The organism is Streptomyces sp. NPDC008317 (genome assembly GCF_042955955.1).
In the GTDB taxonomy this organism is placed as follows: domain Bacteria; phylum Actinomycetota; class Actinomycetes; order Streptomycetales; family Streptomycetaceae; genus Actinacidiphila.
In genome coordinates, this window is sequence record NZ_JBIBFQ010000010.1 from 149,320 (window position 1) to 174,356 (window position 25,037).

Here is a 25,037-nt window from a genome sequence, read left to right on the forward strand (position 1 = left end):
CTCAGGCGGCCGGGACGGCGGGCAGCAGGGCGATGATCTCGTCCGTGCCCGCCGTCTCGGCCAGCCGCGGAAAGATCTTGGCGAACGCGTGCGCGTGCGACTCGGCGTCGGTGTCGGTCACCGCGTCGGCGGCGACCGTCACGTGGTAGCCGTGTTCGTGCGCCGCGCGGGCGGTGGACTCGACGCCGATGCTGGTCGATATGCCGGCCAGCACGATCTGCGTGACCCCGCGGCGGCGCAGCTCCAGGTCGAGCGCGGTCCCGTGGAAGGCGCCCCACTGGAGCTTGGTGATCCTGATGTCGCCGTCCTGGACATCCAGTTCGTCCACCAGCTCCGTCCAGTCGGCGGGCAGCGAACCGCTCATGGCCGGGCCCTCGTTGCGTCCTGGCGGGCCCCCGGCCACGTTCACCAGCACGACCGGCAGCCCGCGCTCGCGGAAGGCGGCGGCCAGCTTCGCGGCGCGCGCGACGATCTCGCGGGCCGGGTGCGCGGTGGGCAGCGCGACGATGCCGCGCTGGAGGTCGATGACGACAAGGGCGGTGCGGGGGTCGATCGTCGTGGCGGTCATGCGGGTAACTCCCTGTGCGGTGAACGGTGTTGTCGTGCTGTTCGGGTCGCGGGGTCGTGGCTGTGCGGTCACGCCTTGACCAGGCGCTGGAGGATGCCGAGCGCCTCGGTCAGCCGCCGCTGGTCCTCGGCGGACAGCTCGGTGGCGATCGCCTCGGCGAGCCAGCCGCGCCGGGCCCGGCGGCCGGTGCCGCGCAGCCGGACCCCTGCCTCGGTGAGGGAGAAGACGACCTGACGGCCGTCGGTGGGGTGCGGCGAGCGGGCGACGAGGCCGCGTTCCTCCAGGGCCGCGAGCGTCATCCGCATGGACTGCGGCCGGACGATCTCGGCGCGGGCCAGGGCGGCGGTGGTCGCCGGACCCTCGCTGCCGATCCGCCCCAGCACCGAGACCTGCGAGGGCGTGAGCGCGCCCTGCGCCGAGGCCGACGCGGTGCGCAACCGGCGCTGGAGCTGCGCGATCACCGTGGTCAGCTCGTCGGCGACCCGCGCCTGGTCCTGAGTGGGCATGGTTGCACCGTACGACCTCGACAGGAAAACTTGCAAGTTTGACTGTCGAAATCGTCCGCCGTTGAAAACTCCCCGTAGCAGCGCCGTAACACTGTGGGTGTCGAATGCCCACCGGGCGCGGGGAGCGGGGGCGGCGGATGCGAGGGTGTGATGACAACGGAACTGGCCGGTGCGGCAACGGAGTTCACGTTCTACTTCCGGTCGATGGTGGCGGCGCTCGGGGACCGTCCCGGCTGGTACGGGGTGTTCGCGGGGCGTGAGCCGGAGGCCGCGCACGCCTACGAGGGCGGCGCGGACATACCGCCCTGGGACGTCGTCGGGGCCGTCCTGCACGATCTGGCCGCCGCCGTCCGGGCGCCGCTCGACGAGGCGGAGGTGTCCCGTGCCCGGGTCCTGCACCGCGCCGCCGTCGCGGAGTGGGACGCCGCGCCCGGCGCGGAGAGCGCGCTCCGCCTCCGGCTCGAAGTGACCTCGCGGGCCCGTGACATGGCGCTGCTGCGCGAGCGCGAGGCGGCCCGCGCCCTCGACCAGGCCCCCGCCGACCCGGCGGGAGCCGCCACCGCCCGGCTCGCCAACATCCTCGCCTGGGCCCGCGACGACCGTGAGCGGGCCGCCGCCCGCTGCGACGAACTCCGCGCCCGGCTGGCCGCCTTCACCGCGCCCCCGGCCGCCGACTGGTTCCGCCAGACGCCCGAGCGGCATCCCGCCGCCCAGCCCTCCCCGCCCGCCGAGCGCCATTCCGCCGCCCAGCTCTCCCCGGCCGCCGAGCGGCATCCCGCCGCCCAGCTCTCCCCGCCCCCCGAGCGCGACCCCGCCGCGCCCGCCGCCCGTACCGCCTCCTGGGCCCGCGACCCCCGCCCCGAGGAAGCCGCGCGACCGCGGCCCGCCAAGGCGGCCGGCGCGCGCACCAAGGGCGCCTCCCGCCCGCGCGGCGCACGCTTCGCCGGGGCCTTCGAGGAGGCGGCGGGCGCCGAGGAAACGCCCCTGGAGCGGTCGGTGCCGCGCGGCGCGCGTTTCGCGGGCGCCCCCGCCGCCCCGGCCCCGCAGGCGGAGACCGCCCAGGGACCCGTACGCGCCACCCCGCGCGGCGCGCGCTTCGCCGGCGCCCCGGAGAGCGCGGAACCGCGCCAGGCGCGGCCCACCCTCGACCCGCGCTGGCTGGCCGAGGCGCGGCAGGAGGCCGCGCGCCTCGGCGAACTGCGCCGTACCGGCCAGAGCGGCGCCGCCTACGTCGTCATCTGCGAGGCGGCGGAAGGCCCGGCGCCCCGACTGCCCTACCTGCTCAGGGAGTTGGAGCGCACCGAACTGGCCGCCGATGTCGCCACCCTGCTCTGGGAGGTCGCCGCGCTGCCCGGCGCCCCGCTGGCCGCCGCCGCCTCTGAACTGGCCGCCGCGGGCCGTACCGGCGACTGCCGCACGCTTCTGCACCAGGCCGCGTCGCGCCCGCCCGCCGACCTGGCCACGATCGCGGGCGACCTGGCCGACGCGGGGCACCACGAGGAGGCGGGCGAACTCCTGCGGACGCTCGCCCGGGCGCGTCCGCCCGAGGACGCCGCCGCCGTGGTCAGAGCCCGCCCCGGCCTGGCCGTTCCCGTCCTGGACGCCGCGGAAGCCGTCTCCAAGTCCCGCCGCCGCGACATCGTGGCCGCCCTGCGCCGGGCGGGCCTGCCCGGCGGCTGACGCGGGCGCGCGCCGCCGAACGGGTTCCCCGAGGGGGAAACGTGATCGTCTTCGCCCGGTAACGGTAGCGGTCTTGCCACAGTGGGTAGGGCGCTTCTACGTTCTTCCCCACGGCTGGGATCTACGGGCGTAGAACGGGACTACCGGCGTGAAGCTGCCACGTCTGAGGAGCTGCTCATGAGCAATGTCGTGCGTGCCGCGCTCGTCCAGGCCACCTGGACCGGCGATACGGAATCGATGATCGCGAAGCACGAGGAACACGCCCGGGCCGCCGCCGCGCAGGGCGCGAAGGTGATCGGCTTCCAGGAGGTGTTCAACGCCCCCTACTTCTGCCAGGTCCAGGAGGCCGAGCACTACCGGTGGGCGGAGCCCGTCCCCGACGGGCCGACCGTCCAGCGGATGCGGGCGCTGGCCCGCGAGACCGGCATGGTCATCGTCGTGCCGGTCTTCGAGATCGAGCAGCCCGGCGTCTACTACAACACCGCGGCCGTGATCGACGCGGACGGCACCGTCCTCGGCAAGTACCGCAAGCACCACATCCCGCAGGTCAACGGCTTCTGGGAGAAGTACTACTTCAAGCCGGGCAACCTCGGCTGGCCGGTCTTCGAGACCGCCGTCGGCCGGATCGGCGTCTACATCTGCTACGACCGCCACTTCCCCGAGGGCTGGCGCGCCCTGGGCCTCGCGGGCGCCCAGATCGTCTACAACCCGTCGGCCACCAGCCGCGGCCTGTCGGCGTACCTGTGGAAGCTGGAGCAGCCCGCGGCGGCCGTCGCCAACGAGTACTTCATCGCCGCGATCAACCGGGTCGGCCGCGAGGAGTACGGCGACAACGACTTCTACGGCACCAGCTACTTCGTCGACCCGCGCGGCCAGTTCGTGGAGGGCACCGCCTCCGACACCAAGGAGGAACTGCTGGTCCGCGACCTGGACCTGGACCTGATCGACGAGGTCCGGCAGACCTGGGCCTTCTACCGCGACCGCAGGCCCGACGCCTACGGCGACCTGACGGAGGGCTGAGCGATGGCCACCGCGACCGAGAGCGCGCACGCCGCGCTGCACGCCCGCCACCGCGCCGTCCTGCCCGACTGGCTGGCCACGTACTACGCCCGGCCGATCGAGCTGACGCACGGCGAGGGCCGCCACGTCTGGGACGCCGAGGGCAACCGCTACCTGGACTTCTTCGGCGGCATCCTCACCACGATGACCGCGCACGCGCTGCCCGAGGTCACCGCCGCCGTCGCCGAGCAGGCCGGGAAGATCCTGCACTCCTCGACGCTCTACCTCAGCCGCCAGGCCGTGGAGCTGGCCGAGCGGATCGCCCGGCTGTCCGGCATCCCCGACGCCCGGGTCTTCTTCACCACCTCGGGCACCGAGGCCAACGACACGGCCCTGCTGCTGGCCACCGCCTACCGCCGCTCCAACCAGGTGCTGGCGCTGCGCAACAGCTACCACGGCCGCTCCTTCACCTCGATCGGCATCACCGGCAACAGCGCCTGGTCGCCGACCAGCCTGTCCCCGCTCCAGACGCTGTACGTGCACGGCGGGGTGCGCAGCCGCGGGCCGTACGCGCATCTGACGGACGCCGAGTTCACCGCCGCGTGCGTCGCGGACCTGGAGGACATCCTCGGCCAGGCCAACGGCACGGTCGCCGCGCTCATCGCCGAACCCGTCCAGGGCGTCGGCGGCTTCACCTCGGGCCCCGACGGGCTGCTCGCCGCCTTCAAGCGGGTCCTGGACCGGCACGGCATCCTGTGGATCACCGACGAGGTGCAGACCGGCTGGGGCCGTACCGGCGACAACTTCTGGGGCTGGCAGGCGCACAGCGGCTCCGGCGCGCCCGACATCCTCACCTTCGCCAAGGGCATCGGCAACGGCATGTCCATGGGCGGCGTGGTGGCCCGCGCCGACGTCATGAACTGCCTGAACGCCAACTCCATCTCCACCTTCGGCGGCAGCCCGATCACCACCGCGGGAGCGCTGGCGAATCTCACCTACCTCCTCGACCACGACCTCCAGGGCAACGCCCGCCGGGTCGGCGGCCTGCTCAAGGCCCGCCTCACCGCCGTCTCCGCGGGCCTGGGCATCGTCCGCGAGGTGCGCGGACGCGGCCTGATGCTCGGCGTCGAACTGGTCGAGCCGGGCACCGACACCCCGTCCCCCGCGGCGGCCTCCGCCGTCCTCGAAGCGGCCCGCGCGCACGGACTGCTGATCGGCAAGGGCGGCCTCGCGGGGAACGTCCTGCGGATCGCCCCGCCGCTCTCGCTCACCGTCGCCGAGGCCGAGGAAGGCGCCGACCTGCTGGAGGCGGCCCTGAAACAGGCGCAGAGCGAACTCGCGGACCAGGCACCGGGCGAATCCGAAGGAGGGACCGCGCAGTGACCGCGACCCGTACCGTGATCCGCGGCGGCCTCGTCATCACCGCCGCCGACGAGATGCACGCCGACGTCCTGATCGAGGGCGGCAGGATCGCCGCCCTCGCCGCCCACGACAGCGACACCGCGGCGGGCTGGACCGCCGACACCGTCATCGACGCCACCGGGAAATACGTCATCCCCGGCGGCGTCGACGGGCACACCCACATGGAGATGCCGTTCGGCGGCACCACCGCCTCCGACACCTTCGAGACCGGCACCCGCGCCGCCGCCTGGGGCGGCACCACCACCATCGTCGACTTCGCCATCCAGGGCGTCGGCGCGTCGCTCCGCTCCGGGCTCGACGCCTGGCACGCCAAGGCCGACGCGCAGTGCGCGATCGACTACGCCTTCCACATGATCGTCTCCGACGTGAACGAGCACTCGCTCAAGGAGATGGACATCCTGGTCGAGGAGGGCGTGACCAGCTTCAAGATGTTCATGGCCTACCCCGGCGTCTTCTACAGCGACGACGGGCAGATCCTGCGCGCCATGCAGCGCGCGGCGGGCAACGGCGGCCTGACGATGATGCACGCCGAGAACGGCATCGCGATCGACGTCCTCGTCCAGCAGGCCCTCGAAGCGGGGAAGACCGACCCGCGCTACCACGGCGAGGTCAGGCACGCCCTGCTGGAGGCCGAGGCCACCCACCGCGCCATCCAGCTCGCCCGCGTCGCCGGCGCCCCGCTCTACATCGTGCACGTCTCCGCGCAGCAGGCCGTCGCCGAACTCACCGCCGCCCGCGACCTGGGCCTCAACGTCTTCGGCGAGACCTGTCCGCAGTACCTGTTCCTGTCCACCGACAACCTCGCCGAACCCGGCTTCGAGGGCGCCAAGTACGTGTGCAGTACGCCGCTGCGCCCCCGCGAGCACCAGGCCGCGCTCTGGCAGGGCCTGCGCACCAACGACCTCCAGGTGGTCTCCACCGACCACTGCCCGTTCTGCTTCACCGGGCAGAAGGACATGGGCGTCGGCGACTTCTCCAAGATCCCCAACGGCATGCCCGGCGTGGAGAACCGCATGGACCTCCTCCACCAGGGCGTCGTGGACGGGCACATCAGCCGCCGCCGCTGGATCGAGATCGCCTGCGCCACCCCGGCCCGGATGTTCGGCCTCTACCCGCGCAAGGGCACCATCGCGCCGGGCGCCGACGCCGACGTGGTGATCTACGACCCGCACGCCGAGCAGGTCATGTCCGCCGAGACCCACCACATGAACGTCGACTACTCCGCCTACGAGGGCAAGCGGACGGCCGGCCGGGTCGAGACCGTGCTGTCCCGCGGGGTGCCCGTGATCGAGGACCGGTCGTACGTGGGCCGGGCCGGTCACGGCCAGTACACGCCGCGCGGCATCTGTCAGTACCTGATCTAGCCCTCAGCCTCACAGAAGGAGCGGCGCCATGGACTTCGGCCTCGTGCTGCAGACCGATCCACCCGCCTCGAACGTCGTCGGCCTGATGCGCCGCGCCGAGCGCAACGGCTTCACGTACGGCTGGACCTTCGACTCCGCCGTGCTGTGGCAGGAGCCGTTCGTCATCCACAGCCGCATTCTCGACCACACCGACCGGCTCAAGGTCGGCACGATGGTCACCAACCCCGGCACCCGCACCTGGGAGGTGACCGCCTCCACCTTCGCCACCCTCAACTCGATGTACGGCAACCGCACGGTCTGCGGCATCGGCCGCGGCGACTCGGCGATGCGGGTCGCCGGGCGCAAGCCCAACACCCTCGCGCGGGTCGGCGAGGCGATGACCGTCATCCGCGACCTCGCCGAGGGCCGCGAGGCCGTGGTCGACGGCACACCGCTGCGGCTGCCGTGGGTCGAGAACGGCGAACTGCCGGTCTGGATGGCGGCGTACGGCCCGAAGGCGCTGGCGCTGACCGGCGAGAAGGCCGACGGCTTCATCCTGCAACTCGCCGACGTCTACCTCACCGAATGGATGGTGAAGGCGGTACGGGACGCGGCCGAGAAGGCGGGCCGCGACCCGGCCTCGGTCACCGTCTGCGTCGCCGCGCCCGCCTACGTCACGGCCGACGACTCGCCCGAAGCCCTCGCGCACGCCCGCGAACAGTGCCGCTGGTTCGGCGGCATGGTCGGCAACCACGTTGCCGACCTCGTCAGCCGTTACGGCGAACACTCCGACCTGGTGCCGGAGGAACTGACGGAGTACATCGCCCAGCGGCACGGCTACGACTACGCGCACCACGGCCGCTCGGGCAACCCCGACACCGCCTTCGTGCCCGACGAGATCGTGGACCGCTTCTGCCTGATCGGCCCGGTCGACCGGCACCTGGACAAGCTGCGGGCCCTGCGGGACCTGGGCGTCGACCAGTTCGCGGTCTACGACATGCACGACGCGAAGGAGGCGACGATCGACGCGTACGGCGAACACATCATCCCGGTGCTGGGCTGAAGCGCGCGGCCGGGTCCCGGCGCGTGGCTGACCTGGGGGAGCGGGCCCGCGGCGGCAGCGCCGCGGCTGCCCGCGCCCGTGGGACGGCCGTTGTCCACAGGGCGGGAACCGCGCGGCGCCCGGGTCTGATTGGATGGCGGCATGGGCAATGAGGTCGGTGCGGTATCGGGTGACGCGGCGGGCGCGGACGGCGTCGGCGACGGCGTGGACGACGCACTGCTCGCCGCCGTCGAAGACGTGATCAGAGCGGTGGTCGCCGCCGAGGTGGTGCCGCGCTGGCGGCGGCTCGGCGACGACGACATCTCGCGCAAGAGCGGCCCGTACGACCTGGTCACCACCGCCGACCGGCGCGCCGAGGAACGGCTCACCGAAGAGCTGACCGCGCTGCTGCCCGGCTCCGTCGTGGTCGGCGAGGAGGCGGTGAGCGCCGACAGCGGCGTACTGGAACGGCTGGGCGGCGACGACCCGGTGTGGGTGGTCGACCCGGTCGACGGCACCTCCGCCTTCGTCCGCGGCGAGGACGGCTTCGCCACCCTGGTCGCCCTCGTGCGCGACGGCGTACCGCTCGCCTCCTGGACGTACGCCCCGCAGCGCGGCCTGTTCGCCACCGCGCGGCGCGGCCGGGGCGCGCATCTGGACGGCGAGCGGCTGCACACCCGCACCCCCGAGGCGGGCGAGCCGCTGCGGCTGTCCACCTCCAACCCGGTCTACCGCACCGGCTACGAGCGCGACGCCCTGACCCGGCTGGACGCCTCGGGCGCGGTCTGCACCCCCTGCACCTGCGCGGGCCTGGCCTACCTGGACGTGGCCCGCGGCGCGATCGACGCTGTCGCCTTCTTCTGGGAAGCGCCCTGGGACCACGCGGCGGGACTGCTGCTTGCCACCGAGGCGGGCGGCGTCAGCCGTACGGCGTCCGGCGCGCCCTTCTCGATCCCCGGCGGCAACGAACTGCCCTTCACCCTCGCCCGCGACGAGGCCACCGCACGGCAGGTCACCGAGCTGATGGCGGCCGGAAGGTGAGCCGCGCGGTCGTGGCCGACGCCGTCGTCGTCGGCGCGGGTCCCAACGGGCTGACGGCGGCGGTGGAGTTGGCCCGCGCCGGGCTCTCCGTGCAGATCTACGAGGCCGCCGACACTGTGGGCGGCGGCGCCCGCACCGAGGAGCTGACGCTGCCGGGCTTCCGGCACGACCCCTGCTCCGCCGTGCACCCCTTCGGCATCGGCTCGCCCGCCTTCGGCGCGCTGCCGCTCGCCGAGCACGGCCTGGAGTGGCTCCAGCCGGAAGTCCCGATGGCGCACCCGTTCCCCGACGGCACCGCCGCCGTTCTCGCCCGCACGGTCGGCGAGACCGCGGCCTCGCTCGGCGCGCGCGACGCGGGCACCTACCGGCGGCTGCTCGCGCCGTACACCGGTCACTGGGACACCCTCGCCGCGGACTTCTTCCGGCCGCAGTGGGCCGGGATACCGCGTGACCCGTACCGCTTCCTCCGGTTCGGCCTGACCGGCACGCCGCCCGCCGCCGTCCTCGCCCAGCGCTTCCGCGACCCCAAGGCGCGGGCGCTGATCGCCGGGCTCGCCGGGCACGCGATCACCCGGCTCACGCAGCCGTTCACCGGGGCGATGGCGATGATGTTCGCGCTCGCGGCGCACGAGAACGGCTGGCCGGTCGCCCGCGGCGGCTCCCAGGCCATCTCCGACGCGCTGGCCGGGCACCTCACCGAACTGGGCGGCGTCATCCGCACCGGCGTCACCGTCCGCAAGCTCGACGAGCTGCCGCCCGCCCGCGCCTATGTCTTCGACACCTCGCCGACCGCGCTCGCCCGGATCGCCGGACTCGGCGACGCGTACCGCGGCTACCGCTACGGCGCCTCCGTCTTCAAGATCGACTACGCGCTGGACGGGCCGGTGCCGTGGACGTCCCCCGACGCGCGGCGCGCGGGCACCGTGCACATCGGGCCCAGCTACACCGAGATCGGCGACGCCCTCAACCGGGCCGTGACCGGCCGCCCGCCGCAGACGCCCTTCCTCATCACCGCCCAGCCGTCCGTGATCGACCCCTCCCGCGCCCCCGAGGGCAAGCACGTCTTCTGGGCCTACGGGCACGTCCCCCACAACTGGCACGGGGACGCCACCGATGCCGTCGAGCGCCAGATCGAGCGCTTCGCGCCGGGTTTCCGTGACCTCGTCCTCGCCCGCGCCGTCACCGGGCCCGCCGGTCTCGCCGCCCGGAACGCCAACTATGTCGGCGGTGACATCGCCTGCGGCGCCTACTCCGGACTCCAGTCCGTCATCCGGCCCCGCCTCGCCGCCAATCCCTACACCACCATCCGCCCCAACCTCTTCCTCTGCTCCTCGGCCACCCCGCCCGGCCCCGGCGTCCACGGCATGCCCGGCCACCACGCCGCCCGCGCCGTCCTCCACCACCTCCGCCGCGCCGCCCGCCGCTGACCCCGCCGCGCGGCGCCTATTCCGAGGGCGGCCCGCCGATCTTTTCAGGGGCGCGGCGCCCGGGCGGTCACTCTGCTGTGGGCGGCACGCCGAGTCTTTAGGGGCGCGGCGCCGGGACGGTTTCTCAACCAGGGCGGCACGCCGAGTCTTTAGGGGCGCGGGGAACTGCGCGCCCAGCCACCGCCGGGCTTTCAGCCCGAAAACACCCAGCAACTGCCCCGCTGGGGCCGGTATTTACAGCTCGCCACCGTTGGTGGCTGGCCGCGCAGTTCCCCGCGCCCCTAAGAACAGGCCCTGCGCCAGCCCAGCGCAGTTCCCCGCGCCCCTAAGAACAGGCCCTGCGCCGGCTCGGCGCGCAGTCCGGGTCAGGGGAGGGGGAGGCCGCGGCGGGCCTCGTGGACCAGGCGGGCCGCCGAGGCCACGGTCGCCGAAAGCTCCTCGGCCGAGAGCCCACTGCGACCGAGAAGAACGCCGACCTCGTCGGCGAACCCCGCGGGAGCCCCGGAAAGCACCGCGGCCGCGGGGAAGGCCCCCTTCTCGTTCAGGCACCACACCCGGTTCCAGGCGTGCAGCGCCTGCGCGAGGACACCGAAGGCCCGCGACAGGCAGAGGGACACGTGCACGTGATCCCCCTTGACGGCCGACTTCGCGGCAGCGGCCACCGTGAACTCCGCCTCCCACGCGGCCTCGACCAGAGCCCGCCGCAACGCCTCGGGGTACACCCGCGTCTCGGCCCGGAGCGCCGCCAACTCCCCGTCGGTGTCGGCGAGTACGTGCCCGAGGGCGACCTCGCCCGGATAGCAGGGCGACCAGAAACCGAGCGGGTGCCCCGGCTGGATACCGACCTCGTAGCGGCCCTCGCGGCAGTCCTGCCACACCCGCCGGACGCGGTCGACGTCCCGCAGGATCCAGTCGACGGCGACCCCGTCCACGCGCAGCCACGCCCCGGCGTTGACCCACGGCCCCCACCCGCCCGGCGCGGCCACCTCCACCGGTTCCCCGGTGAACTCCCGCGCGAGCGCGGCCAACGCGGCCACATCCGGCTCGCCCCGGTAGTACACCCCGAGGTCCCAGTCCGAGTCCGCGCGGTGCGTCCCGCGCGCACGGCTGCCCCCGAGCAGCACCCCGACCACCCCGGGCACTTCCCGAAGGGCTTGGGCCATGGCGACCACGGGAACGTCCGGCGCGGCGGCGAGGACCTCGGGCAACGGCGGCTGATCAGCATGCATGCCGTGACGGTACGGGAGGGCGGGGCGGCCCCGCGCGCCTATTTCCGCTGCCCGCGCGGTGCCCGAGGCGACGCCTTGCCACGGTGCCGCGCCGTACCTATCCTTACTCACCAGTAAACTTACTCTGGAGTCAGGAAGGCCCGACATGGCGGCGCTCGACGACATCGACCTCGAACTCCTCGACTTCGGCACGGTCGAGCCGAAGGAATTCGCGCGGATCGTACGGGATCTTCCGGCCCGCCGGATCGCGGAGTTCATGAACGGAGCGCAGCGCCGACGGGTCCTGGACGAGGTCTTCCACCGGATGGGCACCCTCTTCAAGCCGGAGTCGGCGGGTCGCCGCGACGCCCTGATCCGCTGGCGGATCACGGCGGGGGACGAGGCACCGGACGTCTACGAGACGCACATCGCGAACGGCGCCTGCGCGGTCACGGCCGAGGACACCGGACGTACGCCGCAGCTCACCCTCACGATGGCCGCGCCGGAATTCCTCAAGCTGGTCTCGGGCAACGCCTCGGGCCCGGCGCTGTTCTTCACCCGGAAGCTGAAGGTGCAGGGGGACATCCGGCTGGCCGGCGGCCTGACCTACTTCTTCGACATCCCCAAGCCCTGACCGCCCGCGGCCACATACGCCCGTACGGCCGCGACCGCCGCCCGCTCGTACGGTCGCGGCTGCGCGTCCGGGCCGAGCACGGCGCCGGTGACCAGCCGGAACAGCAGGGCGCGGACGAGGAGTTGGGCCCACGCGTCGGGGTCGGGGACACAGCCGTCCCCGGCGGGGCCGAGCGCGAGGACCGCGGGCCCCGCCCCGTACCAGAGCAGCGCGTCGACCACCACGACGGCCGCCGCCCAGTCGGCGGGGTACCAGTACGGCGGCCAGTCGATGACCGCGGGCGGCAGGCCGTCCGCGAAGAGCACATTGCCCAGCAGGTCGCCGTGCACGACCTGCGGCGCCGGTGCGGCTGACGGCTCGAACGGGCGGCGTTCTGCGGCCAGTTGGGCGATGAGCGCGGCCACCTCGGCGTCACCGTCGCCCCCGTCGTCCAGCGGCGACTCCTCCCAGGCGACCCGGGCCGCGTACGACCACGGGCCCTCGCGCGTGTCGAGGAAGCCGGGGCGCGGTACGTCCGCGAGCGCCGCGTGGAAGGCGGCGGCCGTCCGCAGCACATCGGCGGGCCGCCCCGGGTCGGACCGGCCGGCCACGTACTGCCACGCCTCCCAACCCTCCGCCGTCCAGCCGCCGTTCGCCGCCCGGACCGGCCGCGCGACCCGGAAGTGCGGGGACGCGGGCAGCGCGGTCAGCACCTCGGCCCGCCACGCGGTCTCGGCCGCGAGCCCGGTCGGCTTGAGCACCACCTCGCCGTCCCGCCAGGTCTGCCCCTGCCCGCCCGGCAGCGGCACCGGCCGCCCCGGCGCGCCGAAGGCCGCGAGCACGGCGGCAGACGGCGGGACCGACCCGGCTGGCTGGGTGGATTCGATCATGAGGCAAAATCCTAGATCCGGGGTCGCGGACCCGGCGACGGATATACCGCGCGGCGGCACGAGCCGGACGGTTCGACGGCACATGCGCCGCAGGCGAACTCGCCCCGCCGACCCGGCCCCCGACCTTGGCCATGTCCCCAACAGGCCCCGCTGCCCAGCCGGTTGACGTGACGTCAGTTGACGCCCGCGCGGCGGCCGTTCTCCAGCTCCACAGGACCGGCGCCCGCGGCGAGGGCGGCCAGGGCCGCGTGGACACGGCGGGCGGCGCCCGGCGAGAAGTAGGAGTCGATCTCGTCGGCCGGGACCAGCTTCCAGGAGTCCAGTTCCTCCTCCTGGAGCCGTACCGCCGCCAGCCGCGTCTCGTCCAGTACGCCGCCGTCGTAGAGGTAGCTGGCCAGCGGCGGCCTGCCGGGCCCCGTCACCCAGTCGACGGCGAGCAGCGGGCCCGGCTCGATGTCCAGACCGATCTCCTCCGCGCTCTCCCGGCGGGCGGCCTGCCGCGGCGTCTCGTTCAGATCGGACTCGATGGTGCCGCCCGGCAGCGTCCAGGTCCCGTCGTCGCGGTAGTTCGGCTCGACGATGAGGATCCGGCCGTCGGCGGACCTGAAGAGGGTGTTCGCTCCCGAAATGATCTTCGGCAGCCCTGCGATGTACGTGGCGAAGTCGGTCGTCGTCATGCCGCCAAACCTACGACCACGGGCCGCGCGGCGGACTCGCGATCCGGTGATCGCGCGGTGACACAGCGCGGTGCCCATGGGCAGGCGGGCCCGGCCGGGATAGGGTCCCACCGGCGCGATGTTCCGTTTTCGGATGGGGAGTACGACAGTGTCCGACGCTGCAACAAGATCCACGGGACGTGTGCTGATCGCCGCGGACAAGTTCAAGGGCTCGCTGACCGCGGTGCAGGTGGCCGCGCATGTCGAGGCGGGGCTGCGCAAGGGCGCGCCCGGTGTGACCGTCACCTCCGTACCGGTCGCCGACGGCGGTGACGGCACCGTCGAGGCCGCCGTCACCGGCGGTTTCGAGCGGCGCACGGTACGCGTCACCGGACCGCTGGGCGAGCCGGTCGACGCCTCGTACGCGCTGCGTGACCGTACCGCCGTGGTCGAGATGGCCGAGGCGTCCGGCCTCCAGCACCTGCCGTCCGGCGTCTTCGCGCCGCTCACGGCGACCACGTACGGCACCGGCGAGCTGCTGAAGGCCGCGCTCGACGCGGGCGCCCGCACCATCGTGCTCGGCGTCGGCGGCAGCGCCACCAACGACGGCGGCGCGGGCATGCTCAGCGCGCTCGGCGCCCGGCTGCTGGACCGCGACGGCGCGCCCGTCGCGCCCGGCGGCGGCCCGCTGGCCGCGCTCGCCACCGCCGACCTGTCCGGGCTCGACCCGCGGCTGGTCGACACCGAGATCGTCCTCGCCAGCGACGTCGACAACCCGCTGCTCGGGCCCAAGGGCGCCGCCGCCGTCTACGGGCCGCAGAAGGGCGCCTCCGAGGCCGACGTCGCCACGCTCGACGCCGCCCTCGGGCACTACGTCGACGTCCTCGCCCTCGCCGAGGGTCCGACCGCCGCCGCGGCGGCCGACGCCCCCGGCGCGGGCGCCGCGGGCGGCATCGGCTACGGGGCCCTCGTCGGCCTCGGCGCCACCTTCCGGGCCGGTATCGACGTCATGCTCGACGTCCTCGGCTTCGCGGCCGCCCTCGACGGCGTCGACCTCGTCATCACCGGCGAGGGCTCCCTCGACGAGCAGACTCTGCACGGCAAGGCGCCGGTCGGCGTCGCCCAGGCCGCCCGCGCCCGTGACATCGACGTCGTCGCCGTCTGCGGCCGTCTCGCGCTCAGCCCCAGCGCCCTCGGCTCCGCCGGGATCCGCCGCGCCTACCCGCTCTCGTCCCTGGAACCGGACCCGGCCGTCTCCATCCCCAACGCAGGCCCGCTCCTGGAACAGCTCTCCGCCGAGCTGGCCCGCGACTTCCTGACCTAGCAAGCCCCCAGCGCCAGCGCCAGCGCCAGCGCCCCAGCCCCAGCCCCAGCCCCCAGCGCCAGGCGCAGGTGTGCGGAAACGACTGCGGCCCCTCCGCCGAGAGCGGAGGGGCCGCGGGCCGTAGCGGCGCACCGGGGGCTGACCCCGGAGGACATGTCAGCGCAGAGCGTCCGCCCTGGCCTCACGGCGATTGGCCCGCATCGTATTGACGCGGCGCGTGGTCGCGAAGCAGGGGATGACCGCCGCGGCCACGCACTGGAGGGCGGCGCCCGTCTGGAGGAGCAGGTGGCCGCCGGGGACGTCGAGGGTCCAGGCGGTCAGGCAGCCCATGCTGATGAGGATCCAGCCGAGGGTGATGACGGCGAGGCGTCCGCGCGGCTTGGGGTACTCCACGCGGCTCACCATGAGCCAGGCGACGCCGACGATGGCGACGACGGTGGGGATGAAGGGCAGTTCCAGCAGGACGACGGAGACGACCGTCATCGCCCCGAAGGGGCTGGGCATGCCCTGGAAGACACCGTCCCTGATCGTGGTGCAGGAGAAGCGGGCGAGCCGCAGCACCACGGCCAGGACGACCATCACCGCGGCGGCGGCCGACACCTTGCCGTGGGCGTCGTCGGCGACCAGACCCCAGACGACGACGAAGTAGGCGGGCGCGAGGCCGAAGCTGATCAGGTCGGAGAGATTGTCCAGCTCGGCGCCCATCGCGGAGCTGCGCAGCTTGCGCGCGACCAGCCCGTCGAAGAGGTCGAAGACGGACGCGAGCAGCATGAGCGTCACCGCGGTGGCGGCGCTGTGCTTGGACATGCCGCCGACGGTGGTGCCCATCAGGTGCGGGACCAGGACTCCGGTGGTCGTGAAGTACACGGCCATGAAGCCACAGATCGCGTTACCGAGAGTGAGCGCGTCGGCGATGGACAGCCGGGTGGACAGCGGAAGGTCGGCTACCTCGTCCTCCAGCTCGGTGACCCAGTGCGACTGCGCCTGCACCGGAGTGTGAGTGTGGGCCTTTGCCTGCGTGTCGGGTTCAACCACGGTCAAGGCGAGTCACCCCAGCCGTGGTGGTCTGCCCGACCTCGACGTCGGGCTCGATGCCCTCCGGCAGGTACACGTCGACCCGCGAGCCGAACCGGATCAGGCCGATCCGCTCGCCCTGTTCCACCTTGCAGCCGCGCGGCACGTACGGAACGATCCTGCGCGCCACCGCGCCGGCGATCTGCACCATCTCGACATCGCCGATCTCGGTGTCGAAGTGCCAGACCACCCGCTCGTTGTTCTCGCTCTCCTTGTTGAACGCCGGTACGTATCCGCCGGGGATGTGCTCGACGGAGGTGACCGTGCCCGCGAGGGGCGCGCGGTTCACGTGGACGTTCAGCGGGCTCATGAAGATCGCGACGCGGGTGCGCCCGTCCTTCCACGGCATGATGCTCTGCACCACACCGTCCGCGGGACAGATCACACGGCCCTCGGCGATCTCGCGCTCGGGGTCGCGGAAGAACCACAGCATGCCCGCGGCGAGCGCGGTGGCGGGGACGGCCACCGTCGCCCAGCGGCCTGAGCGGCGCGCGCGGACAAGGCTTACCGCCGCGGTGGCGACGGTCGGGAGGAGCCACGGCGACGCTCCGCGCGCGAGTCGTACGCCGACAAGGCCGTCGCGTGGTGCAGAGGAATGGCTGTGGGGCATGGAAGACCTTCGTAGCGGAGGGTGCCGCGAATTACTTCTGGGGACGGCGGCTTTAACCCGATGGTATCGGTTGACACGGGCAACTCGGCAAGCTCAAGGGCGAGTCGATGGCTGGTTCCCGTGCCGCGACGGCTCACGCAGTGTGACCTTCCCCTCGGGTAAATGTCAATAAATACGGACATTCTTCCTTCGGTTATCCCTGGAGACGATACTCCTCCAGCAGTCGCCGCCCGATGATCATTTTCTGGATCTCGGCGGTCCCCTCGCCGATCAGCAGCATCGGCGCCTCCCGGTACAGCCGCTCGATCTCGTACTCCTTGGAGAAGCCGTAGCCGCCGTGGATGCGGAACGCGTCCTCCACCACTTCCTTGCAGAACTCCGCGGCCAGGTACTTCGCCATCCCGGCCTCCAGGTCGTTGCGCTCGCCCGAATCCTTCTTACGTGCGGCGTTGACCATCATCCGGTGCGCGGCCTCCACCTTGGTGGCCATCTCGGCGAGCTTGAACTGGATCGCCTGGTGCTGTGCGATGGGTTTGCCGAACGTGTGCCGTTGCTGTGCGTAGGCGATGCCCAGTTCGAACGCCCGCTGTGCCACACCGCAGCCGCGCGCGGCCACATTGACCCGGCCGACCTCGACGCCGTCCATCATCTGGTAAAAACCCCGGCCGCTCTGTCCGCCGAGCACCCGGTCGGCCGGAACCCTCACGTCCTGGAGGATCAGTTCCGTGGTGTCGACGCCCTTGTAGCCCATCTTGTCGATCTTTCCTGGCACTGTGAGGCCGGGGACCGAGGCGTTGGCGCCGAAGCCGGGCTCCTTCTCGATCAGGAAGGTCGTCATCGACTTGTGCGGCGGCGCGTCCTCCGCCTGCCCCTCGTCGGTCCTGCACAGCACCGCGACCAGATGGGAAGAACCGCCGTTGGTCAGCCACATCTTCTGGCCGTTGACGACGTACGCGTCCCCGTCGCGTACGCCCTTGGTGCGAATCGCCGACACGTCGGAGCCCAGTTCCGGCTCCGACATCGAGAACGCGCCGCGCACGTCGCCCGCCGCCATACGCGGCAGGAAATGGTCCTTCTGCTCCTGTGTGCCGTGCTGCTTGATCATGTAGGCGACGATGAAATGGGTGTTGATGATGCCGGACACGCTCATCCAGCCGCGCGCGATCTCCTCGACCGTCAGCGCGTACGTCAGCAGCGACTCGCCGAGGCCGCCGTACTCCTCGGGAATCATCAGGCCGAAGATGCCCAGTTCCTTGAGCCCTTCGACGATGTCCGTCGGATATTCGTCGCGGTGCTCCAACTCCGTGGCGACCGGCAGGATCTCCTTGTCCACGAAGGAGCGGACGGTGGAGAGGATCTCCTTCTGGACGTCGGTCAGCCCGTCGGTCTGCGCGAGGCGGCTCATGACTCAGCTCTCTCCCAGCTCGGGACGGCCGGGCTGTTCCCCGCCGCGCTCCTTGATGTACGTGGCGGTCGGCACCAGCACCTTGCGGCGGAAGACGCAGACCAGGGTGCCGTCCTGCTTGTATCCCCGGGTCTCCACCTCGACGATGCCGCGGTCGTTCTTCGACTTCGACGGGCGCTTGTCGAGCACCGTCGTCTCGCCGTAGACCGTGTCGCCGTGGAAGGTCGGCGCCACGTGCTTCAGCGACTCGATCTCCAGATTGGCGATGGCCTTGCCCGAGACATCGGGCACCGACATCCCGAGCAGGAGCGAGTAGATGTAGTTGCCGACGACGACATTGCGGCCGAAGTCGGTTGTCTTCTCCGCGTAGTTGGCGTCCATGTGCAGCGGATGGTGATTCATCGTGAGGAGGCAGAAGAGGTGGTCGTCGTACTCGGTGACGGTCTTTCCCGGCCAGTGCTTGTAGATCGCACCGACCTCGAACTCCTCGTAAGTGCGGCCGAACTGCACGTCATACCTCCAGCTTTTCCAGCTTGTTCGCGAGCCGGATCTCGTCCACGATCCGGCCGATGATCCCGGTGATTCCGAAGTCCTTCGGGGTGAAGACGGCCGCCACTCCGGCCTCGATCAGCGCCTTGGCGTCCGCCGAGGGGATGATCCCGCCGACGACCACCGGGATGTCGTCCACCCTGGCCCCGCGCAGCCGCTCCAGCACGTCCGGCACCAGAGCGGCGTGCGAACCGGACAGGATCGACAGACCCACGCAGTGCACGTCCTCGGCCACCGCCGCCGACACGATCTGCTCGGGTGTCAGCCTGATCCCCTGGTAGACCACCTCGAAACCGGCGTCGCGGGCGCGTACGGCGATCTGCTCGGCGCCGTTGGAGTGCCCGTCGAGACCCGGCTTGCCGACCAGCAGCCGCAGCCGTCCGCCGCCCAACTCCTTGGCCGTCTCGGCGACTTTGCGCCGTACCTCGGCCATCGGACTGCCCTCCTCGGCGGCCACCGCGACCGGCGCGCCGCTGACCCCGGTCGGCGCCCGGAACTCACCGAACACATCGCGCAGCGCCCACGACCACTCGCCGGTCGTCACCCCCGCCCGCGCGCAGTCCAGCGTCGCGGGCATCAGATTGTCGGTGCCCGCCGCGGCCGAGCGCAGCGCGGTCAGCGCCTCCTGCGCGCGCGCCTCGTCACGCGCCACCCGCCAGTCGTGCAGCGCGGCCACCACCCGCGCCTCGTTGGCCGGGTCGACGGTCATGATGGCCGTGCCGAGGTCGGCGGTCAGCGGACTGGTCTCGGTGGACTCGTAGACGTTGACGCCGACGATCTTCTCCTCGCCGGACTCGATCCGGGCCCGGCGCTCGGCGTGCGAGGACACCAACTCCGACTTCAGATAGCCCGATTCGACCGCCGCCATGGCGCCGCCCAGCTCCTGGATGTGCTCGATCTCGGCGGTGGCGAGCGCCACCAGCTCCTCGACCTTCGCCTCGATCACATGGCTGCCGTCGAAGATGTCCTCGTACTCCAGCAGGTCGCTCTCGTGCGCCAGCACCTGCTGGATGCGCAGGCTCCACTGCTGGTCCCAGGGCCGGGGCAGCCCCAACGCCTCGTTCCACGCCGGGAGTTGCACCGCGCGGGCGCGGGCGTCCTTGGACAGCGTGACGGCCAGCATCTCCAGCACGATCCGTTGGACGTTGTTCTCCGGCTGCGCCTCGGTCAGGCCGAGCGAGTTGACCTGCACGCCGTAGCGGAAGCGGCGCTGCTTGGCGTTCTCGATGCCGTACCGCTCGCGGGTGACGGTGTCCCAGATCCGGCCGAAGGCGCGCATCTTGCACATCTCCTCGACGAAGCGCACGCCCGCGTTCACGAAGAAGGAGATCCGCGCGACGACATCGCCCCTGCGCTCCTCCGGGACCTGCCCCGAGGCGAAGACCGCGTCCAGGACGGCGATCGCCGTGGACATCGCGTAGGCGATCTCCTGGACCGGCGTGGCCCCGGCCTCCTGGAGGTGGTAGCTGCAGATGTTGATCGGGTTCCACTTGGGGAGGTGGTTGACCGTGTACGTGATCATGTCGGTGGTCAGCCGCAGCGACGGGACCGGCGGGAAGACATGCGTCCCCCGTGACAGGTACTCCTTGACGATGTCGTTCTGCGTCGTGCCCTGGAGCGCGGTGAGGCCCTCCTCGCCGAGTCCTTGCTCCTCGGCGACCACCTGGTAGAGCGCCAGCAGCCACATGGCGGTGGCGTTGATGGTCATCGAGGTGTTCATCCGCTCCAGCGGAATGTCCTGGAACAGCCGCCGCATGTCGCCGAGATGGGCGATCGGCACGCCGACCCGGCCGACCTCGCCGCGGGCCAGCACGTGGTCCGCGTCGTAGCCGGTCTGGGTCGGCAGGTCGAAGGCGACGGACAGGCCCGTCTGGCCCTTCTCCAGATTGCGCCGGTACAGCTCGTTGGACGCCTCCGCGGTCGAGTGCCCCGCGTAGGTCCGCATCAGCCAGGGCCGGTCCTTCTGACGCCCTGTCATCGGGCGTCCCCGGCAGGGGAGTCGGGGACACCGGACGTCGCGTCGCGGAACAGGTTGATCGAGGGCAGGTGCTTCGCGCGCAGCTCCGGGTCGGTGACGCCCATGCCCTCCTCGGGGGCCAGCGCGAGGACGCCGACCTTGCCCTGGTGGAGATTGCGGTGCACGTCGTACGCCGCCTGCCCGGTCTCGGCCAGCGTGTACGTCCGCGACAGCGTCGGGTGGATCTTCCCCTTGGCGATCAGCCGGTTGGCCTCCCACGCCTCGCGGTAGTTGGCGAAGTGCGAGCCGACGATCCGCTTCAGGCTCATCCACAGGTAGCGGTTGTCGTACTCGTGGGTGTAGCCGCTGGTGGACGCGCAGGTGACGATCGTGCCGCCCTTGCGGGTGACGTAGACCGAGGCGCCGAAGGTCTCGCGGCCGGGGTGCTCGAAGACGATGTCGACGTCCTCGCCGCCGGTCAGTTCGCGGATCCGGGCGCCGAACCGCTTCCACTCGCGCGGGTCCTGGTGGTGCTCGTCCTTCCAGAACCGGTAGCCCTCGGCGCTGCGGTCGATGATCGCCTCCGCGCCCATCGCCCGGCAGATGTCCGCCTTCTGCGGGCTGGAGACGACACAGATCGGGGTGGCGCCGCCCGCCAGCGCGAACTGCGTGGCGTACGAGCCGAGTCCGCCGCTCGCGCCCCAGATCAGCACGTTGTCGCCCTGCTTCATGCCCGCGCCGTTGCGCGAGACGAGCTGGCGGTAGGCCGTGGAGTTGACCAGTCCGGGCGCCGCGGCCTCCTCCCACGTGAGGTGCTCCGGCTTGGGCATGAGCTGATTGGACTTGACCAGCGCGATCTCGGCGAGGCCGCCGAAGTTGGTCTCGAAGCCCCAGATCCGCTGCTCGGGGTCGAGCATCGTGTCGTTGTGCCCGTCGGCGGACTCCAGCTCCACGCTCAGGCAGTGCGCGACGACCCGGTCGCCGGGCTTCCAGGCGTTGACCCCGGCGCCGGTGCGCAGCACGACGCCCGCCAGGTCGGAGCCGATGACGTGGTACGGCAGGTCGTGCCGCTTGGCGAGCGGCGACATCCTGCCGTAGCGCTCGAGGAAGGAGAAGGTCGAGACCGGCTCGAAGATCGAGGTCCAGACCGAGTTGTAGTTGACCGAGCTGGCCATCACCGCCACCAGGGCCTCGCCGGGCCCGAGTTCGGGCAGCGGGACCTGGTCGAGGTGGAGCGAGGTGCGGGGGTCCTTCTCGCGGGTGGTGAGTCCGGCGAACATCTCGGCCTCGTCCTTGCGGACGGTGACGGCGCGGTAGGACTCCGGCAGCGGGAGGGCCGCGAAGTCGGCGGCCGAACTGTCAGGCGCGAGGATCGCGTCCAGGATTTCCTTCATGGTGTCTGACCTCCGGCGAAGCGTGCTGCTGCTGCGTTGGCGCTGGGGGAACGCAGGGGCGGATGGCTGGGGGTGCCGTCGTCGGTCCGGCGGGTACGGCGGTGGAACTGACCATGTGCGCGGTGGCGCGGGGATACCTGTGACGCAGGCGGGTCCGGGCCTTGGGGACAGTCGGCGTACGGGGGATATCCGTACGCCGGCCGCCCGGACTACCGTCACGGTATGGCACGCAGTGCCAGTCGTAAAGACACTGCGTGCCAAAAATTTGTCTCACGTGTCACCGGGACGCCACAAACGAGCGGCAGCGGCCGACCGGGGTTCCGGTCGGCCGCTGCCGTGGTTGCGGGTGCGGTGGGGCGGGCGCTCGGGCGCCGGGCGGGCGCCGACGGCACCCGGGGCGCTCAGGCGCGGCGCAGGGCCTGCTCTATCGTCCGCAGGATCTCGGCCGGGGAGGCGTCGGTGCGGGCGACCGCGACCACCACCTCACCCTGCCGCGACACGGTCGCCGCAGGCTCCACCGCGACCCGCGACGGTATCCGGCCCGCGCCGATGCCGCTGCCGAAGGTGGCCTTGATGACGTCGAAGGCGTGGTTGAGCTGCGCCTCCACATCGCCCTTGCCGTCATTGCGCAGCCAGCGCCGCAGGACGTGATTGTGCGCCGCGACCACCGCGGAGGCGGCCACCTCGGCCAGCAGCGGGTCGTCGTCGCCGTCCCGGTGCGCGCCCTCGTCGAAGTGGCCCAGCAGATAGCGGGTGAACAGCCGCTCGTACCGGGCCACCGAGGCGATCTCGCGCTCCCGCAGCGTCGGCACCTCGCGGGTCAGCCGGTACCGCTCGACCGACACCTCCGGCATGTACGCGTACATCCGCAGCACCTCGGTGATGCCCCGGCACACCGTGTCCAACGGGTGCTCGTACGGCTCCGCGGAGTCCAGCACCGCCTGCACCCGTACCAGCGTGTCGTCGTGGTCCGGGAAGATCGCCTCTTCCTTGGAGCGGAAGTGCCGGAAGAACGTACGGCGCGCCACCCCGGCCGTCGCCGCGATGTCGTCGACCGTCGTGGCCTCGTAACCCCGCTCGGCGAACAGGTGCATGGCCGCCGACGCGAGGTCCTGGCGCACCCGGTGGCGCTGGGCCGCGGCGCGGCGGCCGTTCGCGGTCTCAGGTGGGTCGGACTTCGCGGGCTGGGACATGTGGGGAACGTAACACGGCGCGGCCCCCCGTCCGGCGGCCGGGGGGAAACGTCCCCAGTCCGCCGGACGACCGCGGTCCGACCTGCGCTCACGCCCGCCGGACGGCGCGCCGCCGGTGTCGGCGCGGCGCTCGGTGCCGTGCCCTGTTCCGCTGCCGGGGCGCGCCTCAGCGCCGGGCATACTCGCGGAAGCCGCGGCCGGTCTTACGGCCCAGGCAGCCCGCGGACACCAGGTGTTCCAGCAGCGGCGCGGGCGCCAGGCCCGGATCGCGGAACTCCTCGTGCAGCACCTGCTCGATCGCCAGCGACACGTCCAGGCCCACCACGTCGAGCAGCTCGAACGGGCCCATCGGATAGCCGCCGCCGAGCTTCATCGCCGCGTCGATGTCGTCCACGCTCGCGTAGTGGTCCTGGACCATCTTCACCGCGTTGTTGAGGTACGGGAACAGCAGCGCGTTCACGATGAAACCGGCCCGGTCGCCGCAGTCCACCGCGTGCTTGCGGACCGCGCCGCACACCTGGTGCACCGTCGCCCGCACGTCGGCCGCGGTCAGCACCGTGTGCACGACCTCGACCAGCTTCATCGCGGGCGCCGGGTTGAAGAAGTGCATCCCGACGACGTCCTGCGGGCGTCCGGTGGCCCGCGCGACCGCGACCACCGGCAGCGACGAGGTGGTGGTGGCCAGCACCGCGCCCGGCTTGCAGACCTTGTCGAGCGTCTGGAAGAGCTGCTGCTTGACCGCCAGATCCTCCGCCACCGCCTCCACCACCAGGTCGGCGTCGGCGAAGGAGTCGTACGAACCGGACGGCGACACCCGCGCCACCGCCGCGTCCCGCTGCTCCTGGGTCAGCCGGCCCTTGGTGACCGAGCGGTCCAGCGACTTCGCCAGCCGCGCCACCGCCGATTCCGCCTTCTCCTGGGTACGGGCGGCCACCACGACGTCGAAGCCCGCCTTCGCGAAGACCTCGGCGATACCGGTCGCCATCGTGCCGGACCCCGCGACGCCCACCGCGCGCACCGGCCGCCCGGCCGGCCGGGTGTCCCCGGCGCCCGGAGTCTCCGCGTCCGGCACCACGACCGCGCTGCCCGGCGCCTGGTAGCTGTAGAAACCCCGGCCCGACTTACGGCCCCGCAGCCCGGCCGCCGTGAGCTGCTTGAGCACCGGCGCGGGGGCGTGCAGCCGGTCGTGGGACGCCTCGTACATCGCCTCGAGGACGGTCGTGGCGGTGTCGACGCCGATCAGGTCGAGCAGCGCCAGCGGGCCCATCGGCAGCCCGCAGCCCAGCCGCATCGCCGCGTCGATGTCCTCGCGGGTGGCGTACCGCGCCTCGTACATCGCCGCCGCCTGGTTGAGATAGCCGAACAGCAGGCCGTCGGCGATGAAGCCCGGCCGGTCGCCGACCGGCACCGGCTCCTTGCCGAGGCTCCGCACGAGGGCGGTGACGGCCGCCGTGGTCTCCGGCGACGTCAGGACCGTCGACACGACCTCGACCAGCTTCATGGCGGGCGCGGGCGCGAAGAAGTGCAGCCCCAGCACCCGGTCGGGGCGGGAGGTCTCGGCCGCCAGCCGGGTCACCGACAGGGCGTTCGTGCCGGTCGCCAGGATCGCGTCCGGCTTGGCCAGCCGGTCAAGCTCGGTGAAGACCTCGCGCTTGATGTCGTAGCGCTCGTCGACCACCTCGATCACCAGATCCGCCTCGGCGGCGGCCCGCAGATCGGGGAACGTACGGAAGCGGGCCAGCGCGTCGCCGCGCTCCGCCTCGGTGCTCCGGCCGCGCTCCACGGCGCGCGCCGTGGAACGCTCCAGCGCCGTGACCGCGCGGCGCGCCGCGCTCTGGTCGATGTCGATGCCGATCACCTCGTGACCGGCGCGGGCCATGACCTCGGCGATGCCGGTGCCCATGGTGCCCAGGCCCACGACCGCGACGGTCGCCAGGGGCGCCGCGCTCGCGGCGGGGGGTGAGGATGCGGTCGCTGACGATGAGGGTGTGGACGGACGGTCCATCGCGTGACTCCAGACGCTGGGGAGACCGGAGCGCGCCACGCGCGCACACGGCTGAAGGAGTGAGGTGGAGTCGCGGGCCGGAAGTGCAGGGGTGCGTGCCCGCGCGAAGAGATAGGCGAGCCCTGTCCCGG

At 72.3% G+C, this 25,037-nt stretch carries 22 protein-coding genes; 9 read left to right on the plus strand and 13 right to left on the minus strand.

Going from position 1 to position 25,037, the window contains the following annotated elements; all coding sequences use genetic code 11:
• Position 1 precedes the first annotated feature (1 nt).
• Positions 2–568, minus strand: a complete 567-nt coding sequence (locus tag ACFY9V_RS29270) for an isochorismatase family protein (protein ID WP_391163632.1) — start codon at positions 566–568, stop codon at positions 2–4.
• A gap of 68 nt (positions 569–636) precedes the next feature.
• On the minus strand, positions 637–1,074 hold the full coding sequence (locus tag ACFY9V_RS29275) for a MarR family transcriptional regulator (RefSeq protein WP_355339098.1): 438 nt from the start codon (positions 1,072–1,074) through the stop codon (positions 637–639).
• Positions 1,075–1,224: 150 nt separating this feature from the next.
• Between ACFY9V_RS29275 and ACFY9V_RS29280 the strand changes: the two genes are divergently transcribed.
• The 7 genes from ACFY9V_RS29280 (at position 1,225) to ACFY9V_RS29310 (ending at position 10,028) form a co-directional block, all read left to right on the plus strand.
• Positions 1,225–2,754 carry a hypothetical protein gene (locus ACFY9V_RS29280; RefSeq protein WP_391163634.1) on the plus strand — a complete coding sequence of 510 codons (1,530 nt, stop codon included), beginning with the start codon at positions 1,225–1,227 and terminating at the stop codon, positions 2,752–2,754.
• A 177-nt stretch (positions 2,755–2,931) separates the two neighbouring features.
• Positions 2,932–3,774: a nitrilase-related carbon-nitrogen hydrolase gene (locus ACFY9V_RS29285; protein WP_355339104.1), complete on the plus strand. Its 843-nt coding sequence runs from the start codon at positions 2,932–2,934 to the stop codon at positions 3,772–3,774.
• 3 nt (positions 3,775–3,777) lie between these two features.
• Complete coding sequence (locus ACFY9V_RS29290) at positions 3,778–5,136, plus strand: aspartate aminotransferase family protein (protein ID WP_355339107.1); 1,359 nt, start codon at positions 3,778–3,780, stop codon at positions 5,134–5,136.
• Positions 5,133–6,539, plus strand: coding sequence for a dihydropyrimidinase (hydA, locus tag ACFY9V_RS29295; RefSeq protein ID WP_391163635.1), 1,407 nt, complete (start codon positions 5,133–5,135; stop codon positions 6,537–6,539). Before ACFY9V_RS29290 ends, hydA begins: the two co-directional genes overlap by 4 nt.
• 28 nt (positions 6,540–6,567) lie before the next feature.
• Positions 6,568–7,581 carry a TIGR03842 family LLM class F420-dependent oxidoreductase gene (locus ACFY9V_RS29300; RefSeq protein ID WP_188281266.1) on the plus strand — a complete coding sequence of 338 codons (1,014 nt, stop codon included), beginning with the start codon at positions 6,568–6,570 and terminating at the stop codon, positions 7,579–7,581.
• A gap of 141 nt (positions 7,582–7,722) precedes the next feature.
• Entirely contained in the window at positions 7,723–8,601 is an 879-nt protein-coding gene (locus ACFY9V_RS29305) for an inositol monophosphatase family protein (protein ID WP_355339114.1), read from the plus strand.
• Positions 8,602–8,612: 11 nt separating this feature from the next.
• On the plus strand, positions 8,613–10,028 hold the full coding sequence (locus ACFY9V_RS29310) for an FAD-dependent oxidoreductase (RefSeq protein ID WP_391163766.1): 1,416 nt from the start codon (positions 8,613–8,615) through the stop codon (positions 10,026–10,028).
• A 365-nt stretch (positions 10,029–10,393) separates the two neighbouring features.
• On the opposite strand, the gene ACFY9V_RS29315 is transcribed toward ACFY9V_RS29310, so the two are convergent.
• Positions 10,394–11,257, minus strand: a complete 864-nt coding sequence (locus tag ACFY9V_RS29315; RefSeq protein WP_391049534.1) for a nucleotidyltransferase domain-containing protein — start codon at positions 11,255–11,257, stop codon at positions 10,394–10,396.
• 145 nt (positions 11,258–11,402) lie between these two features.
• Here ACFY9V_RS29315 and ACFY9V_RS29320 point away from each other — a divergent pair, with 145 nt between their 5' ends.
• Complete coding sequence (locus ACFY9V_RS29320) at positions 11,403–11,870, plus strand: SCP2 sterol-binding domain-containing protein (RefSeq protein ID WP_355339117.1); 468 nt, start codon at positions 11,403–11,405, stop codon at positions 11,868–11,870.
• Here the strand turns inward: ACFY9V_RS29320 and ACFY9V_RS29325 are convergent.
• Positions 11,843–12,739 carry a TIGR02569 family protein gene (locus tag ACFY9V_RS29325; protein ID WP_391163637.1) on the minus strand — a complete coding sequence of 299 codons (897 nt, stop codon included), beginning with the start codon at positions 12,737–12,739 and terminating at the stop codon, positions 11,843–11,845. The genes ACFY9V_RS29320 and ACFY9V_RS29325 overlap by 28 nt on opposite strands.
• A gap of 173 nt (positions 12,740–12,912) precedes the next feature.
• Positions 12,913–13,416 (minus strand): NUDIX hydrolase, encoded by a 504-nt coding sequence (locus ACFY9V_RS29330; protein ID WP_355339123.1) that lies wholly within the window; start codon positions 13,414–13,416, stop codon positions 12,913–12,915.
• Positions 13,417–13,549: 133 nt separating this feature from the next.
• Here ACFY9V_RS29330 and ACFY9V_RS29335 point away from each other — a divergent pair, with 133 nt between their 5' ends.
• Positions 13,550–14,719: a glycerate kinase gene (locus ACFY9V_RS29335; RefSeq protein ID WP_355339126.1), complete on the plus strand. Its 1,170-nt coding sequence runs from the start codon at positions 13,550–13,552 to the stop codon at positions 14,717–14,719.
• A 156-nt stretch (positions 14,720–14,875) separates the two neighbouring features.
• Here the strand turns inward: ACFY9V_RS29335 and pssA are convergent, their stop codons facing one another.
• The 8 genes from pssA to ACFY9V_RS29375 all read right to left on the minus strand — a co-directional run bounded on the left by pssA (position 14,876) and on the right by ACFY9V_RS29375 (position 24,906).
• The gene (gene pssA / locus ACFY9V_RS29340; protein WP_391049537.1) at positions 14,876–15,760 is read right to left on the minus strand and encodes a CDP-diacylglycerol--serine O-phosphatidyltransferase; all 885 of its coding nucleotides are present in this window, start codon (positions 15,758–15,760) and stop codon (positions 14,876–14,878) included.
• A complete protein-coding gene (locus ACFY9V_RS29345; RefSeq protein WP_355339132.1) occupies positions 15,747–16,403 on the minus strand; it encodes a phosphatidylserine decarboxylase in 657 nt (218 codons plus the stop codon). The genes pssA and ACFY9V_RS29345 overlap by 14 nt, the downstream gene beginning before the upstream one ends.
• A 193-nt stretch (positions 16,404–16,596) precedes the next feature.
• Positions 16,597–17,808 (minus strand): acyl-CoA dehydrogenase family protein, encoded by a 1,212-nt coding sequence (locus ACFY9V_RS29350; protein WP_355339135.1) that lies wholly within the window; start codon positions 17,806–17,808, stop codon positions 16,597–16,599.
• Positions 17,809–17,811: 3 nt separating this feature from the next.
• On the minus strand, positions 17,812–18,318 hold the full coding sequence (locus ACFY9V_RS29355; protein WP_355339138.1) for a MaoC family dehydratase: 507 nt from the start codon (positions 18,316–18,318) through the stop codon (positions 17,812–17,814).
• A 1-nt stretch (position 18,319) separates the two neighbouring features.
• Positions 18,320–20,335 carry a methylmalonyl-CoA mutase family protein gene (locus ACFY9V_RS29360; RefSeq protein ID WP_391163639.1) on the minus strand — a complete coding sequence of 672 codons (2,016 nt, stop codon included), beginning with the start codon at positions 20,333–20,335 and terminating at the stop codon, positions 18,320–18,322.
• Positions 20,332–21,708 carry a crotonyl-CoA carboxylase/reductase gene (ccrA, locus tag ACFY9V_RS29365; RefSeq protein ID WP_355339144.1) on the minus strand — a complete coding sequence of 459 codons (1,377 nt, stop codon included), beginning with the start codon at positions 21,706–21,708 and terminating at the stop codon, positions 20,332–20,334. The genes ACFY9V_RS29360 and ccrA overlap by 4 nt, the downstream gene beginning before the upstream one ends.
• Positions 21,709–22,109: 401 nt before the next feature.
• Positions 22,110–22,901 carry a TetR family transcriptional regulator gene (locus ACFY9V_RS29370; protein ID WP_355339147.1) on the minus strand — a complete coding sequence of 264 codons (792 nt, stop codon included), beginning with the start codon at positions 22,899–22,901 and terminating at the stop codon, positions 22,110–22,112.
• Between the two features lie 166 nt (positions 22,902–23,067).
• Positions 23,068–24,906 (minus strand): 3-hydroxybutyryl-CoA dehydrogenase, encoded by a 1,839-nt coding sequence (locus tag ACFY9V_RS29375; RefSeq protein ID WP_391163641.1) that lies wholly within the window; start codon positions 24,904–24,906, stop codon positions 23,068–23,070.
• Positions 24,907–25,037: the final 131 nt, after the last annotated feature.

Excerpts from the sequence above, each read along its gene's own strand:
- ACFY9V_RS29280 (WP_391163634.1), top strand. The coding sequence starts at position 1,225 with ATGACAACGGAACTGGCCGGTGCGGCAACGGAGTTCACGTTCTACTTC.
- ACFY9V_RS29285 (WP_355339104.1), top strand. The coding sequence starts at position 2,932 with ATGAGCAATGTCGTGCGTGCCGCGCTCGTCCAGGCCACCTGGACCGGC.
- ACFY9V_RS29315 (WP_391049534.1), bottom strand. The coding sequence starts at position 11,257 with ATGCATGCTGATCAGCCGCCGTTGCCCGAGGTCCTCGCCGCCGCGCCG.
- ACFY9V_RS29275 (WP_355339098.1), bottom strand. The coding sequence starts at position 1,074 with ATGCCCACTCAGGACCAGGCGCGGGTCGCCGACGAGCTGACCACGGTG.
- ACFY9V_RS29320 (WP_355339117.1), top strand. The coding sequence starts at position 11,403 with ATGGCGGCGCTCGACGACATCGACCTCGAACTCCTCGACTTCGGCACG.
- ACFY9V_RS29370 (WP_355339147.1), bottom strand. The coding sequence starts at position 22,901 with ATGTCCCAGCCCGCGAAGTCCGACCCACCTGAGACCGCGAACGGCCGC.
- ACFY9V_RS29360 (WP_391163639.1), bottom strand. The coding sequence starts at position 20,335 with ATGACAGGGCGTCAGAAGGACCGGCCCTGGCTGATGCGGACCTACGCG.
- ACFY9V_RS29290 (WP_355339107.1), top strand. The coding sequence starts at position 3,778 with ATGGCCACCGCGACCGAGAGCGCGCACGCCGCGCTGCACGCCCGCCAC.
- ACFY9V_RS29305 (WP_355339114.1), top strand. The coding sequence starts at position 7,723 with ATGGGCAATGAGGTCGGTGCGGTATCGGGTGACGCGGCGGGCGCGGAC.
- ACFY9V_RS29375 (WP_391163641.1), bottom strand. The coding sequence starts at position 24,906 with ATGGACCGTCCGTCCACACCCTCATCGTCAGCGACCGCATCCTCACCC.
- ccrA (WP_355339144.1), bottom strand. The coding sequence starts at position 21,708 with ATGAAGGAAATCCTGGACGCGATCCTCGCGCCTGACAGTTCGGCCGCC.
- ACFY9V_RS29325 (WP_391163637.1), bottom strand. The coding sequence starts at position 12,739 with ATGATCGAATCCACCCAGCCAGCCGGGTCGGTCCCGCCGTCTGCCGCC.
- ACFY9V_RS29330 (WP_355339123.1), bottom strand. The coding sequence starts at position 13,416 with ATGACGACGACCGACTTCGCCACGTACATCGCAGGGCTGCCGAAGATC.
- ACFY9V_RS29300 (WP_188281266.1), top strand. The coding sequence starts at position 6,568 with ATGGACTTCGGCCTCGTGCTGCAGACCGATCCACCCGCCTCGAACGTC.
- ACFY9V_RS29335 (WP_355339126.1), top strand. The coding sequence starts at position 13,550 with ATGGGGAGTACGACAGTGTCCGACGCTGCAACAAGATCCACGGGACGT.
- ACFY9V_RS29350 (WP_355339135.1), bottom strand. The coding sequence starts at position 17,808 with ATGAGCCGCCTCGCGCAGACCGACGGGCTGACCGACGTCCAGAAGGAG.
- ACFY9V_RS29270 (WP_391163632.1), bottom strand. The coding sequence starts at position 568 with ATGACCGCCACGACGATCGACCCCCGCACCGCCCTTGTCGTCATCGAC.
- ACFY9V_RS29345 (WP_355339132.1), bottom strand. The coding sequence starts at position 16,403 with ATGCCCCACAGCCATTCCTCTGCACCACGCGACGGCCTTGTCGGCGTA.